The sequence below is a fragment of the Oribacterium sp. NK2B42 genome (genome assembly GCF_000424445.1).
In the GTDB taxonomy this organism is placed as follows: domain Bacteria; phylum Bacillota; class Clostridia; order Lachnospirales; family Lachnospiraceae; genus Oribacterium.
The window spans coordinates 22,788-36,603 of record NZ_AUJX01000040.1; the positions used below are offsets into that span (position 1 = coordinate 22,788).

The window sequence follows — 13,816 nt, forward strand, 5'->3', positions numbered from 1 at the left end:
CTCTAAAACATATCCTGTTCTATCACATCAGCTTCATAGTAACCAGGCAGGTCTCTCCGAAAAGTTACCGGTCCCTCTATTTCCTTCCACACATCATACCATGTATCAGGAACAGCATCATCGAGTCTTACCGGTCCTGCAAACTCACATAGTAAACCATCTTCCTTAAAATACTTCTTTAGCAAGGTATTTGCTTTCCTCTTATCATTTTCTTTAAGTAGATCCAGTATCTTATCGGCTTCTTTTGCCGTAAGTGCTGCTTTATACAGCATGTAGTAGCTGTCATATTCATATTCTTCATCATCTGACCGCTCTTTTAAGAAAACCAATGGGTAGTCCTCTGTATCAGTTCTTACAATAACAAATCTGGAGTGTTTTTTGTTAGCTACTATTATTCCATAACGGACATGTATTATCCGTGAATCATCATCGTCTCTATTTATAATCATATATATCCTCTGTCCTTAGTTACCTAAGGATCTTTTCAATCTGTTTTTGTTCTGCGACCGGTAATATCTTTTTAAGCTGCTTTAATACGCGGACGTAGGATTCCTCCGGTGTCCGCTTATAGACTAAATTTTCAAACTTCTTTCCAAAGAACTTTTCGGGAGGTGAATACTCCGCTATTCCCCAGCCGTATTTATTACCGTACTTATCTGTAGAATAGCAAAAATCGCTTGTGATCACATAGCATTGTTTTTGAAGCCTTGTGATTATGGTGTCGAAGCCCTTTTTACCATTCTTTCCGTAACCGCCGTCCTTCTTGAGTTCCTTTGATAAGGAAGGTGCCTTCAAATCCAGCAGCTCAAAAAGCTCCTTGTCATAAAATGATGCAAGACCATCATCGTATCTTGCATCAAAATCATATCCCTGTCTTCGGAAGTTCGCGAAATCAGGGAACCACATGGGGCTTATATACATGGCCTTGTTTCTCAGGAATTTCCCATAGGCACATTTCATTTTTCTTATTACAGGACCTTTCCATTCCCAGGCCGGCCAGAATTCACTGTCAGCATCGTCATACCAGCATCCTGGCGCAATATGCTCCTCTAATGAAAAACCTTTTATCCCATTCGAGAAGAACGGGACAAAACCCGCCTCATCTATAAGTTCTATAAGCTCCACCATGGAGCTAATCTCAAAATTATCTGAAAAAGTCATAGTTCCCCTTAAAGATATTCCTGAGCCCATTCCTTCAGAACAACTGCCGACGTACTTGATGAAAAGCGCTTTCCTTCAACTACTTTTGCGCCTTTAGCAAGTTCTCCTATATTCTTTCCGGAATCACCTATTCCGCTTGAACCGGATGTTGCAAACGGAACGATGGTCTTACCGCTGAAATCATATGATTCAGCAAATGTATCAATGATTGAAGGCTCCCGATACCACCATACAGGGAAGCCTACAAATACAACATCATACTGTGACATATCCAGAACCTTTGATACTATCGCAGGTCTTGAGGACCTGTCATTCATCTCTACAGAACTTCTGCTGTGATGGTTCTGCCAATCAAGGTCTTCATCCGTATATTTCTGTTCGGGTTCTATCTCGAAAAGATCTGCACCTATTGCTGTAGCAAGGCTACAAGCCAGTTTCTTTGTTATTCCGCTTGCACTAAAGTATGCTACCAATGCTTTTGACATTTTGAGTCCTCCTATTGTTTTTTACTACTTCATCCTATCCAATATCCCACTAACATCTATCCCCGGATGTGTGGTATAAATCTGCAGTATTTCTTCCGTCAGTTTCTTCTCAACCTGGTTCCGCTTGGAAATCTCATCAATCGATCGGTCAGATTCCATATCCTTTATTATGCTCTTTATGAGCTTATCCATCTCCTTTTCCGGCGGGTACCTCGTTCCCTTCTTAAGGATTGGTGAGATGTCGACTTTCTCTATACTGTATAAACCATTATCTATGGTCATAATCATAAAAGTCACAGGTTGCGTAAATCTCCTCGGGCCGCAACTCCCTGGATTAAGATATCTTATTCCGTCTTTCTCTCGGTTCTCATACTTGTGGGAATGACCATATACCACAAAATCAATGCCGGACAGGTCTTCTCTTATATGCTTTATGTTGTGGACCATGTAGAAACGGTATCCTTCTAGCTCTATCTCTAGCTCTACCGGAATATCTTCTGCCCATTCCTTATCTGCATTTCCTCTTACAAAATATGCCGGAGCTATAGAACTTATCTTTTCAAAGGTCTCTTTAGAAGCAATGTCTCCGCCATGGAGGATATAATCACAGTCCCTGATCTTATTCTCTACTTCAGGTCTCAAAAGGGAATGTGTATCTGAAATGATAGCAATCTTCATTGTCTTATATCCTCTAAAATCTGTATTTACCTGATTATTTAATGGCCTGTCTAAGTACGGAATTTAAAAATCTTTTTCAGCTGATAACCTGATATCGTACTCTTATATATGAATCACTTAAAACTGTGCAGTCAATAAGTTTCAGTACATTAAGCTTTGATAGTTCATTCTCAGAAAGGATGGACTTCCCATCTATCAATGATGGAGTATCTTTTCCGCCTACCAGAACAGGAGCCATAACAATGTCAACATAATCAAACAGCTTTTCCCGAAGGAATAATCCGTTAACAGTTCCCCCGCTTTGGATTGTTAATCTCTCGCATCCATACGTATTTTTCAATTCACGTAGAGCATCACTAAGAGACAGCTCTTCTTGATAGATTATATGTAGATTGCTTTCTTTGACATTATACGCAGGATGATTCTTATTTGATGTGATAAGCACAAACTCTTTGGATTTTTTACAGAAATATTTTAAACCGTGCTCTGTCAGATGACTGTTATCAAGTAAAACGAATGATACCGGAGTTTTATCAGGAAATGGTTTTTCATTTACACCCATTTTTTCCTGTACTCTCCCTGTATTAAAAGACCATAAATCCGTTGTCTGCTCAATTTCATAATACTGATGGAGTCCTTCTTTTAGTCCTGATATCTTTGGAAAGTCCTTGTCTACATCTAAAGCATCTAATGCACCGGTACTAATCTTTCCGTCCAGAGACATAAGCATAAATAAAGTTGTGACAGGTCTATCCATCATTCTCCCTCCACAGATTATATGATTCAATCATGCCTCTATTCCAAATTCCTTCATAAGACTGTCAAACCTTGCCTGTTCTTTTTCCTTTATGGGCTTTGACAAGTCGTTCATGCAATGATGAATAACATCAGCATCCTTTAATACCTCATCCATGGGACCGTCTACATTCAGCTTATCATCATGGTGATAGATTGCTGAGCAGATAATGTCCGTTTCCTCAGGAGTTGTGAGTTCAAGCTTCGTGAGAATTTTTCTTGCATAATCTGCGCCAAGATGCGCATGATCATCATAAGATCCGGTCTTATAAGCGTGCATGTCGTGAAGCATTGCAGCCATTGCCGCAAGTTCAGGATCAAGATTCCTTTTCTTCGCTATCATTTGAGCTGCCAGTGATACTCCGTAAAGATGGGAAATAGCACCGGTTCTTTTATCCTCATCTTCCATCTTGTTAAGCTTCTTATCAATGTATTTTCTTAGTTCTTTTAATCTACTCATGGCATTTCCTTTCCCGTTTATGCTTTCTCCTCCGGAACCATCTTTATAAACTATACTAAAATGCCTTAGCATACCCTATTTCCGTATAAATCATTCCGTGTTTACCCTGTTCTGCTTTCATAAGTGATATCCTGTTTACTTTCATCGTTTCTACTATGAATTTTCCAGTCTGCTTCTCCAGCATGTCGGTACCACTGGCTCGTCTTACAAGTGTTACATGGGGCATGAAATTCTTTCCATCAAAATCAATATCATTATAAGAGAGAGCCTGTCTTAGTTTCTTAACATAGTCATTTAGTTCAGGATTATCCTCTACATTGGCAAATATCATGTCCTTGAACCGTCTAAATCCTGATATCCTGATTGGAAAAGCCTTAAAAGATATATTCCGCATTATTTTCTCAATCTTCCCGGGATCATCATTCTCACCAATGAATACCAGTGTCATATGAAGGTTCTCTTCTCGAGTGAAGCTGCCTTTTATCCCGCATCTCTTCAAATCGTTCTGCATCTTTAAAAGAGCATACTTCATGTTTTCATTAAAGTTTATTGCAATAAACAGGCGCATCGAGTTTCTCCCTATTGTTGATCATCATTAACTTCAACGCAGAACTGGAATTCTATCTTTCCATTAGGAGCTTCAACTTTTTTATACATCTTAGATTCTATCGTACGAAGCCATTATTTAACCGGAACACAATGCTTATCGTTGATATCACATACTTTCTGTACTCTTCTGCGATATTTTTCTTCCATAAGAGGTTCAGTGGTAAGCCATTTCTTGACTACTTCCATCGCCATAAGACCACCAATTATCTTCGCACCAAGACAAAGTATGTTTGAGTCCGTATGCTCCCTTGCAAGAGTTGCGCAGAGCGGATCCTGGCATACTGCAGCATAACAGCCGTTTATCTTGTTTGCTATAAGTGCGCTTCCATAGCCTACACCGTCACAGAAGATTCCCCTGTCACATTCTCCTTTTGCGACCGCAAGAGCTGCCGGATAAACAAAGTCTGACAAGTCACAGGACTCTTTATCATATGTCCCAAAGTCCTTTACTTCATGTCCCTGTGATATGAGATAAGCCTTTATCTCTTCCTTCATCTCTGTTCCCGCATGATCGTTTGCCATTGCTATTATCATAGTAAGCCTCCTTTGTCCGTTTTAATATAAAACACTATATGCTCCTTTTCGGTTTTCCTACTGTCGTTCAATAGTCAGTTCTATCGATCCTTCTTCGAGAGAATTATAGACATCATAGTGGATATGATCACCCGGAACACCTTCAGCTAATGCTGTAAGCTGCTTCGCAAGCGATAGCATTCCTTCCCTGTTTGCAGATATTACGATTCCACCGTTTTCAACAGCGGTTTTGATTCCAAAACCATCAACCCATTCAATCTTCATGATTTTTTCCTGATAGACTCTATTCTATACCTTTCTCAAACCTTATAACCTGGTTCTCAACATCAACCGTTGCATCAATCCCAAACGGGATTATGCACCTTGGTGTTGCATGACCAACATTAATGTTAGCAACTATTGGGAGAGACGGATTATCTATTACTTCACATATTATCTGCTTATATTCTGAAAAATACTTTTCATCCATGGGTTTCCCGCATAGGATGCCGGAAATAACTTTAAAGATACCTGTTTTCTTAAGTGTGACCAGCATCTTCCTGTAATGCTCCGGTGTGACCTGTTCCTCACAGGTTTCTAAAAGCAATATCTTCCCATTCCAGTCACTGAGATCCGGAAAGAGTTTATACCTCTCACAAAGCGCGGGAGAATCTTCATATCTTGTATTATCGAAAATATCAAAGATAGTTTCTAAACATCCGCCAAGAATTTTACCGTTAAATTTATCCGGACCCTGTAACAATTCAAACCAGGTGTTTTTATGCGCTTTCCTTGGCGTACCCACAGCGTCAGGAGACCAGTCGGTTCTTTCCTCATACCAGACATCACTTGGAGTGATTTCCTTAATGGTTCCTGTCTTTATCAGCTCTTCAAAATACTTAGCCGTATATGGAAGCATATGGTTTTCCATTTCACAGATATCAGACAAAAAAGACTGTCCATAGAAGGTGTTGAGACCGACCTTATGAAGCATTAGATGGTTGATTGTTGTATCTGAAAAACCAAGGAACACCTTTTCCCTGACAGCTTTTTTTAATTCATCATTTCCAAAAAGATACGGCAGCAATCTATAAGTGTCATCTCCACCTATGGCACACAGGATCATATCTATGGAGTCATCAGACAGAGCTGCAATTAAATCTTCTGCTCTTTCCTTTGGATTATTCTTTACATACTCTATCCCTTTATCAGCATGAGGCATTATCTTTACTTCCAGCCCATAGTCACGAAGCCTTTTTATTCCTATTTCAACCTCATGTCTTGCAGATTCTTCCCCCATAATTCCATATGATAAACTTACAATTGCTACTCTTTTAATCATAAACCCTCCGTTAACTTTGGAATTGTGAACCATGCAGCATAGCCTACGCCCTTGCTGTAAGAATTTGGAGATTTAAAATGTATTTCAACACAAAACCTCTGCCCTTTTTTCCATAAGTACAGTTCGAAACATACCTTTTCGGGTATACTTTTGATCAGTCCCGGAGTCAGCATTCCATCTGCCATAATTCATAGAAAAATTTTGTGTTGACAATTATCCTAATCTTGAAGTTATTATTTTACCGGAACACAATGCTTATCGTTGATATCACGTACCTTTTGAACCCTTCTGCGATATTTTTCTTCCATGAGAGGTTCTGTAGTGAGCCATTTCTTAACTACTTCCATCGCCATAAGACCGCCAATGATCTTCGCCCCAAGACAGAGAATATTTGAATCCGTATGCTCTCTTGCAAGAGTTGCGCAGAGTGGATCCTGACATACTGCCGCATAACAGCCGTTTATCTTATTTGCTATAAGTGCACTTCCATAACCTACTCCGTCGCAGAATATTCCACGGTCACAATCTCCTTTTGCAACTGCCAGTGCTGCCGGATAAACAAAGTCCGATAAGTCACATGACTCCTTATCATATGTTCCAAAGTCCTTTACTTCATGACCCTGCGATATGAGATAAGCTTTTATCTCCTCTTTCATTTCTGTTCCTACGTGGTCGTTTGCCATTGCTATTATCATAGTGTACCTCCATTTAAGCTGTAAGATATTTATTTTTCATTATCTTTATTTCTTCACCAGACAGAGCCAGCCCATCCAGAATATACCTGCTTATGCTCCCATACTTCTCATTAACTGCCTGATAAAAAGAATCTATATAATCTCTCATTGCTCCAAACAATATCCAGATAGATTCATCTGCTGTTTCGTCAGTTATTCCGGTTCTTTCCTTTACAAGTCCTATAACGAGGTTAACATCATTCTCAATGAATTCGTTTGTTCTTAAATAGTCTGAAATAATGTCCTCTCTGGGAACCCCAAGGATTTCTTCGACTATGACAGCACCAATACCTGCCCTATCCTTTCCTGCTGTGCAATGCCATAGAACAGGACTTTCGGACTGAATCAGAATCTTCACAAAGTTGGCGTATTTACTGACCGCAGTATCTGAAGCAAAAGATTTATACATTTTGCGCATATACTCATTGGCTCCTTTAGGATCAAGAATAAATATCTTAAACAATTCTTCAAGTGATCCCGATTCTCTGGAAATACCCGCTGTCAGATTGTCTACGATTGGAATGTGAATATTCTTAACACCTGTAATCTGTACATCAGGGCGTTCATTTCGTTCTGCATCAGTCCTTAAATCTATGATGATTGGTCCAAGCTGCGAAAGTTTATTTCTGTCTGAAAAAGATACCTCATTTAAATGACCTGACCTAAAAAGCTTTCCGGGAATAATCTTTCTGTTATCCAGTGTTTTCATACCGCCTATATCGCGGGTATTACTTAGTTTATCAAATGTTATATGCTGCTCCATAGTTCTATCCTTCTTGAAAAAAAATCTCAAAAACCTTCCGATTTACTCCCATGTCTTCCATACATCCGGCTGATATCCTAGTGTAGAAAGCTTTCCGTTTCTCACAATAGGAGTCCTGATTACCTGTTGGTTTTCAAGTATCTTTTCAAGCTTATCTTCTTCTGCGATGTACTTAATAAGTGCCAGTGTATCCTTATCGTATGCTTCGCCATTATCTATTGAATGCTCAATGGTCTCCCGTGAAATGATCTGTTCATCTTCCTCGAAATGATCATCCCTACGGCCAAACTCTTCCATAGCACCATAGTTAAATGCTTCCTGTGTGTCCAGGATAAACTGATCACGGTCATCATCTCTTAAATGTTCTAACTTAACATTAATCATATCAAAATCCCGCTAAAATGGTCGATCTCATGCTGTATTACCTGCGCAATGAAATCGCTGTATTTATCGTGCTGCTTTTGGAAGTTCCGATCTAAATAATCCACTCCTATTTCTTTGTAGCGGGTGCATCGGCGCATACCATCCAAGGAAAGACAGCCCTCTTCCGTCTCATATTTCCCAGATTTCTCTGTTATCACCGGGTTTATCATTGGAATTACTATGGGACCTACCGCAACCACCATGATCTGCTTCTTTTCCCCTATCATATTTGCCGCCATCCCGACGCATCTTTCCAGATTTTCGTTTAACGTATCTATAAGATCCTGAACTATCTGTATGTCAGCTTCTGTTGCGGGTTCTGACTTCTGCTGTAGGAACATGGGGTCTCTTACTATCTTTCTAACCATAGTTTTTCTCCTTATTACTGTGACAATCTATGCCTTCTTTTTATCTTCTCTGAAAAAGCAAGTCTTAGCCTCTTCACATAGTCACTTAATCCTCTACATTGGCAAATACCATATCTTTAAACCGCCTAAAGCCTGATAACCTGATTGGAAAAGCCTTAAAAGACACATTCCGCATAATTTTCTCAATCTTCCCTGGATCATCATTCTCACCAATGAATACCAGTGTAATGTGGAGGTTCTCTTCTCGAATGAAGCTGCCTTTTATCCCGCATCTCTTCAAATCATTCTGCATCTTTAAAAGAGCATAATTCATGTTTTCATTAAAGTTTATCGCAATGAACAGGCGCATATTGCATCTCCTTGTGACATACGAAGTCACTCTATCTTCGGCAGACTCCACCTATAATGTGCTGCCATGTTGCGAAGAACGATAATGATTACTGCACCAAGCAGCATGGATGAAATAGAGTCGAGATATGACCAGCAAAGTGAACAGATTACTGCCCCGATCAGTGACGCACAGGCATAAAAATGCTTAGTGAAAATGTATGGCATATTTCCCGCCAGTACATCACGCATAACTCCTCCGCCGACACCTGTAATTACTCCTACAAAGACGGCAAGATAGACATTTGTCTCCGCAACATAAGTATACGCCGTTTCAATGCCAATAACTGTAAAAAGTCCAAGACCTAAAGAATCCATGTTACGGAGCAGGACCTCATAGAATATTTGATTACGTACCTGAAAATGTTTTTTTGCAGAAAAGAATACAACTATACCAACAACTATCCCTATGATCGTAAATACCGGCTCTCTAAAAGCTGCGGGAGGCGTTATGTTGAGGATTATGTCACGTATAATTCCTCCGCCGACTGCAGTGGTCATTGCAAGGATAGCGACTCCAAAAATATCCATTTTCTTTTGAATTCCGACTATAGCTCCAGAAATTGCAAAAGCAATGGTTCCAATCAACTCAAGAAAAAAAAGCATACTTACCCTCTCTGATCTAATTATGAGATACTTTCCAGTCACATCATATCTTCTACAAGCTTTGCTGCCTCACCGACAAGATCATTACATGGATGCTTTGCCTTCCTTAACTCGGCACATTTGAGGTTTCCGAACTGTTCCATGAATTTCTCATCAAAAGAAGTAGTATCAAGTCCCATCTGGGAAAGTATCTTTTCTCCGGCGAGAACTGCACCACACTTGCCGTCAATACTTCTTGGTGCCGGAGCAGTACCGGTCACTTTATCACTGAATGCACTGTAAACTGAATTTGCACAGTTGATCCCGCTGTTATGATAATTTCTAGCTGTTTGCTCTCTGTCCATATTTATATACTCCTTTTTGTTTATTCTACAGTCGTTCAATAGTCATTATTTATTTCCCTGATTAGCTAAATTTCATTTGCTATTATACCCGTTCCAAGTACCGCCCATTTTATTTCTTTGTCCATATTTTTATCTCACTCCCACTTCTTCCATACATCCGGCTGATATCCTAGCGTAGAAAACTTACCGTTTCTCACAATAGGAGTCTTTATCACCTGTTGGTTCTCAAGTATCTTTTCCAACTTGTCTTCTTCTGCGATGTACTTTATAAGTTCCAGGGTATCTTTATCCTTGGCATCCGGGTTTATCATGTTATCAATCCCACCGTTAGCCTGTGCTACGGAAGTGAACTCCCCTTTACTAAGACCTTTTTCATTCAAATCAACGAACTGAAACTTGATACCTCGTTCCTTGAAGAAACGCTGTGCTTTCTTAGTGTCATTACATTTTTTTGTTCCAAAAATCTGTATCATTTCATCACCTTTTAACATTAATCATATTAAAATCCCGCTAAAATGGTCGATTTCATGCTGTATAACTTGTGCAATAAAATCATTATATTTACCGTGCTGCTTTTGGAAGTTCTGATCCAGGTAATCTACCTCTATTTCTTTGTAACGGGTGCAACGGCGCATGCCATCCAAAGAAAGGCAGCCCTCTTCTGTCTCATATTTTCCTGATTTATTTGTAATTACAGGATTTATCATCGGGATAATTATGGGACCTACCGCAACCACTATGATCTGCTTACGTTCTCCAATCATATTTGCTGCCATGCCGACGCATCTTTCCAGATTTGCATTTAAACTTAGTTTGTCCTTTCTTTAAGCATCCTTTCAAACTCCTGTTCAAATTCGATTTCTTTATCAGAACCAATGACAGGTATATTTATCATCTTTTTATCCCATGAAGACAAATATATGGCATTTGAAATCAACAGGCTCTTACGGCCCTCGCTTCCATTGGCTATGCTTTTTCCTGCACCGTTACATTCATTGTAAAAACTTTGAAGTACTTTCTCGTATGGAGCTTCTTCCTTTTCAAATGCAAGTTCATGCCATGTTCCTTTTATTTTTCCAAAATAATCAGTGGATTGAGCCCGGTAATCCCTTTCCTTCATTTTCATCTCAGGAAATGTCTCACCTATTTTTAGCCTGCCATTTTCGCAGATTATAGTGGCTTCCTCCAGAGATATCTCAAGCCGGTTTGACCCCGGGGCTTCCCCCGTAGAAGTGATAAATACTCCGGTTGCACCATTATCCCACTCAAAGTAGGCCGTTACATCATCTTCAACCTCTATATCATGAAAGTGACCTTCCTTACAGAAACCCTGAACTCTTGATGGAATTCCAAACAGCCACTGTAAAAGATCGAGATTATGTGGAGCCTGATTAAGAAGAACTCCTCCCCCGTCAGTTTTCCATTTTGCATGCCAGGAGCTTGATTTATAGTACTTTTCCGGTCGTTACCAATCTGTAACGATCCAGTTCATGCGCTTTAATTCGCCGTATTTTCCGCTTTCAAGTATTTCCTTTAGCTTAATATAGACAGGTGATGTTCTCTGATTAAAAATGATAGAAAACACCTTTCCGGAGCTCTCGGCAGCCTCATCCATGTTCCTTGCCTGTCTGCTATATACCCCTGCCGGCTTATCAGTCAAAACGTTTAACCCATGTGCAAAGGCCTTGACCGCGATATCTTCATGAGAAATGTGCGGTGTTGCAATAACTACGGAATCTATTTTTAGATCACCTTTTTTTAAATGACGAAAAAAATCATCCGCAGAATCAAAGACCGGTATACCTGAATCCACAGCGGGTTTAAGCATTTCGTTGTAAGGCGGACGCATCCTGGTAAGAGCACTAAGTTCCATTCCATCTATCCTCCCATCAAAAAGGATAGAGGCATATTTGCTCCCCATATTGCCTACTCCTATCACTGCTGTCTTCACAGGCACTCCTCCTTATTCAGCACTCTTTAACTCATACATCAAGCGTTTTTAACATATTTCATACTATTCCTTATTCCGTATACCGCATCACTGTATAATTCAACTGTTTCTCCCTACTGATGTCCATGAGAGAAGCTGGCATCTGTTTTCATAATCATCCATCTTTTTAAAGAATTCACTGTCTGACACGTCAAGTTCTTCTGCCTTGGCAGCATCAAATATACCGGATGTGTTGTGATATAATCCGATCTTACCCGCTTCTTTTTCATCAGAGAAATAAAAATCATCCCATACGATCTCTGTGCCGTCAGGACTCAGATGATTCTCACCGAAGATAGTGATTGCTGCCCCTCCGGAACCGCTGTAATAGAAATGATCGTCTCCCATCCATTGATAACTGCTTCTTGCCCAGCCATCAAACACGCTTTGTACTTCATCATCTTTTAATGTGAATAAGTTGAAAATGTAACTCCTTGGTTCGTTATCACCAAACTTTTCATCACATCCTATGATCAGCTCCGGAATTCCATCTCTGCTTACGTCTTTCAGTACATATCCAACTGCCTTTGTAAGATCATCATCACCAGGATACATACATTTCTCCATCAGTCCGTTTGATACGTACTTGTATTCCTTATCATGATCATAACCATTGGTTACTACTTCACGGACCTCCTCCAGAACCGGAGAATATAATGCTTCATAAGCAGCCAGATCCGCACTGTCAGGCTCAGACTCGTTTCCTGCTTTATTTGCAACTTCATCCATGCTTGTAACATGAACCTTACCATCATTTACTCTTTTATATTTTCCATCCTCCGGAAGTACATCAGGAAATTCGGAGTTTTCAATTTTCAGAGTCAGATCATCACCGCTGACTGTATATTCACATGACATTTCGAAAGGCATTCCGCCATATCCAAGACGGTTTGCCTGGCAGGAAAATGTCTCCTTCCCGTACTTACATCCGCCTGCCGCATAGAAAACTTCAGTTCCCGGGTCTTTCTTGTACATATATAGATCGGAACCGGTGAATTCAAGATAAAGATCCGCTCCCTTTGCATCATCAAGGATCCATAAACCCTGTAACTCCTTATCTCCTGCAGCATCCCTGTTTAGATAAACAAATGCATCTTCAACCCTGTCATCCTTCTGAAATAGTCTGCTGTTATCATTTTCCGGCACAAGGAAATCATCCTGTTCAAAGCCTTCAAAAACTATTCCTTCATCCGTAAGAGTAATAGTACCCTTTTGACCCTGATCCCAGTATAATCCTGCATTTGACATCACTGAAAATCTAAGTTCGTTTACCGTTACCATATCACGATATTCGCTTTTAAGTTCTTCCGGATCATCCGGTATAAACTCACAAGCCCAAAAGCTGTATGCATTAAGGTTCTCGGTATCTTCTGCCATTGCCTGTCCGCAATATGCATAGAGATTGTCACCGAATGGAACGACATCAATGATATAGTACTCGTCATCACCGTTTTCACCACCGTAATGATAGCTGTATTTGCCTGTCAGACGCCGGGCAAGGGACTTGTTTTCTGAATTTAAATTATCTGACCCGTTATTTTTGTCCATAGATTTTTCTTCCTTTGAAGCATCCTCATTCTTTTCAGGAGCCGCCTCATCCCCTGCAGATTCAGCTGACTCATCATCAGATGTCTCTTTGTTTTCTTCAGCAGACTCTTCCTGCTTTTCAGCAGCCTTGCTTTCCGGTGTATTTGAAACACTACCGCAGCCTGCAAGCATCGAGCAAGATACAGCACAAATCAAAAATCTCACTAAATTACTTCTCTTCATATAATTACTTCTCCCCCCCCTATAAACACATAGGCTCTCGGAATCTTTAGCCTAGATTCCAAGGGCTTTTTCTTTTGTTCCATTTCTCAAATCCCCCCATTTTTTTAAAAAATACCAAATATAGGACTTGACAAATCCTCCCAAATCTGCGGCCGCTTCGCGGCCTATCTGATTAAGAAGTAAATGCGTCCTTCGCGGCGCCGGATAATTCTCGATCGGAGGTGTTTGTTCATGTGCAAGCCTATTAACCTAGGCGGTCATGCCGCCTATCAGGCAAAGATGATATCTTTGCTAAAGCAATACTATCCTGATGCTTTCACTCGTTTTGGTCCTTCCTTGTGGGCAGTCATTGGGAAATTCTACTCAATGGATCTCTCCAAAATAGATG

General features: G+C 40.2%; 20 protein-coding genes and 2 pseudogenes. All 22 read right to left on the reverse strand.

What is annotated here, in order from left to right:
• Positions 1 to 2: 2 nt before the first annotated feature.
• Positions 3 to 449, reverse strand: a complete 447-nt coding sequence (locus tag G625_RS0110945; RefSeq protein WP_029201154.1) for a hypothetical protein — start codon at positions 447 to 449, stop codon at positions 3 to 5.
• 19 nt (positions 450 to 468) lie between these two features.
• Positions 469 to 1,161, reverse strand: a complete 693-nt coding sequence (locus tag G625_RS0110950; RefSeq protein ID WP_029201155.1) for an AlkZ-related protein — start codon at positions 1,159 to 1,161, stop codon at positions 469 to 471.
• 8 nt (positions 1,162 to 1,169) lie between these two features.
• A complete protein-coding gene (locus G625_RS0110955) occupies positions 1,170 to 1,646 on the reverse strand; it encodes a flavodoxin (RefSeq protein ID WP_029201156.1) in 477 nt (158 codons plus the stop codon).
• 24 nt (positions 1,647 to 1,670) lie between these two features.
• The gene (locus G625_RS19510; RefSeq protein WP_084152865.1) at positions 1,671 to 2,324 is read right to left on the reverse strand and encodes a metallophosphoesterase family protein; all 654 of its coding nucleotides are present in this window, start codon (positions 2,322 to 2,324) and stop codon (positions 1,671 to 1,673) included.
• 76 nt (positions 2,325 to 2,400) lie between these two features.
• On the reverse strand, positions 2,401 to 3,081 hold the full coding sequence (locus G625_RS0110965) for a dihydrofolate reductase family protein (protein WP_029201157.1): 681 nt from the start codon (positions 3,079 to 3,081) through the stop codon (positions 2,401 to 2,403).
• Positions 3,082 to 3,111: 30 nt separating this feature from the next.
• Positions 3,112 to 3,579, reverse strand: a complete 468-nt coding sequence (locus G625_RS0110970) for an HD domain-containing protein (protein ID WP_029201158.1) — start codon at positions 3,577 to 3,579, stop codon at positions 3,112 to 3,114.
• A gap of 55 nt (positions 3,580 to 3,634) precedes the next feature.
• Complete coding sequence (thpR, locus tag G625_RS0110975) at positions 3,635 to 4,147, reverse strand: RNA 2',3'-cyclic phosphodiesterase (protein WP_029201159.1); 513 nt, start codon at positions 4,145 to 4,147, stop codon at positions 3,635 to 3,637.
• 113 nt (positions 4,148 to 4,260) lie between these two features.
• Positions 4,261 to 4,722, reverse strand: a complete 462-nt coding sequence (locus G625_RS0110980; RefSeq protein WP_029201160.1) for an RpiB/LacA/LacB family sugar-phosphate isomerase — start codon at positions 4,720 to 4,722, stop codon at positions 4,261 to 4,263.
• A gap of 57 nt (positions 4,723 to 4,779) precedes the next feature.
• The gene (locus tag G625_RS19515) at positions 4,780 to 4,986 is read right to left on the reverse strand and encodes an Imm32 family immunity protein (protein WP_044917257.1); all 207 of its coding nucleotides are present in this window, start codon (positions 4,984 to 4,986) and stop codon (positions 4,780 to 4,782) included.
• Positions 4,987 to 5,005: 19 nt separating this feature from the next.
• Positions 5,006 to 6,043 carry a S66 family peptidase gene (locus G625_RS0110990; RefSeq protein ID WP_029201161.1) on the reverse strand — a complete coding sequence of 346 codons (1,038 nt, stop codon included), beginning with the start codon at positions 6,041 to 6,043 and terminating at the stop codon, positions 5,006 to 5,008.
• Positions 6,044 to 6,276: 233 nt separating this feature from the next.
• The gene (locus G625_RS0111000) at positions 6,277 to 6,738 is read right to left on the reverse strand and encodes an RpiB/LacA/LacB family sugar-phosphate isomerase (RefSeq protein WP_029201163.1); all 462 of its coding nucleotides are present in this window, start codon (positions 6,736 to 6,738) and stop codon (positions 6,277 to 6,279) included.
• A gap of 13 nt (positions 6,739 to 6,751) precedes the next feature.
• Positions 6,752 to 7,540, reverse strand: coding sequence for a tyrosine-protein phosphatase (locus G625_RS0111005; RefSeq protein ID WP_029201164.1), 789 nt, complete (start codon positions 7,538 to 7,540; stop codon positions 6,752 to 6,754).
• A 42-nt stretch (positions 7,541 to 7,582) separates the two neighbouring features.
• The gene (locus G625_RS21965; protein WP_084152866.1) at positions 7,583 to 7,924 is read right to left on the reverse strand and encodes an arsenate reductase family protein; all 342 of its coding nucleotides are present in this window, start codon (positions 7,922 to 7,924) and stop codon (positions 7,583 to 7,585) included.
• On the reverse strand, positions 7,921 to 8,331 hold the full coding sequence (locus G625_RS0111015; protein WP_029201165.1) for a peptide deformylase: 411 nt from the start codon (positions 8,329 to 8,331) through the stop codon (positions 7,921 to 7,923). The genes G625_RS21965 and G625_RS0111015 overlap by 4 nt, the downstream gene beginning before the upstream one ends.
• Positions 8,332 to 8,416: 85 nt before the next feature.
• The gene (locus G625_RS19525; protein ID WP_029201166.1) at positions 8,417 to 8,680 is read right to left on the reverse strand and encodes a 2'-5' RNA ligase family protein; all 264 of its coding nucleotides are present in this window, start codon (positions 8,678 to 8,680) and stop codon (positions 8,417 to 8,419) included.
• 26 nt (positions 8,681 to 8,706) lie between these two features.
• Entirely contained in the window at positions 8,707 to 9,324 is a 618-nt protein-coding gene (locus G625_RS0111025; protein ID WP_044932394.1) for a trimeric intracellular cation channel family protein, read from the reverse strand.
• Positions 9,325 to 9,362: 38 nt separating this feature from the next.
• Positions 9,363 to 9,668, reverse strand: a complete 306-nt coding sequence (locus tag G625_RS0111030; RefSeq protein WP_029201168.1) for a C-GCAxxG-C-C family protein — start codon at positions 9,666 to 9,668, stop codon at positions 9,363 to 9,365.
• A gap of 134 nt (positions 9,669 to 9,802) precedes the next feature.
• Positions 9,803 to 10,141, reverse strand: a complete 339-nt coding sequence (locus G625_RS0111035; protein ID WP_044932396.1) for an arsenate reductase family protein — start codon at positions 10,139 to 10,141, stop codon at positions 9,803 to 9,805.
• A 21-nt stretch (positions 10,142 to 10,162) separates the two neighbouring features.
• Positions 10,163 to 10,477: pseudogene (locus tag G625_RS19530) on the reverse strand (peptide deformylase); the annotation flags it as partial.
• Positions 10,477 to 11,118 (reverse strand): annotated as a pseudogene (locus tag G625_RS23060) (Gfo/Idh/MocA family protein); the annotation flags it as partial. The pseudogenes G625_RS19530 and G625_RS23060, both read right to left, overlap by 1 nt.
• Before the next feature lie 15 nt (positions 11,119 to 11,133).
• Positions 11,134 to 11,619, reverse strand: coding sequence for a Gfo/Idh/MocA family protein (locus tag G625_RS21340; RefSeq protein ID WP_049895858.1), 486 nt, complete (start codon positions 11,617 to 11,619; stop codon positions 11,134 to 11,136).
• Between the two features lie 99 nt (positions 11,620 to 11,718).
• A complete protein-coding gene (locus G625_RS0111050) occupies positions 11,719 to 13,428 on the reverse strand; it encodes a hypothetical protein (protein ID WP_029201170.1) in 1,710 nt (569 codons plus the stop codon).
• Positions 13,429 to 13,816 lie beyond the last annotated feature (388 nt).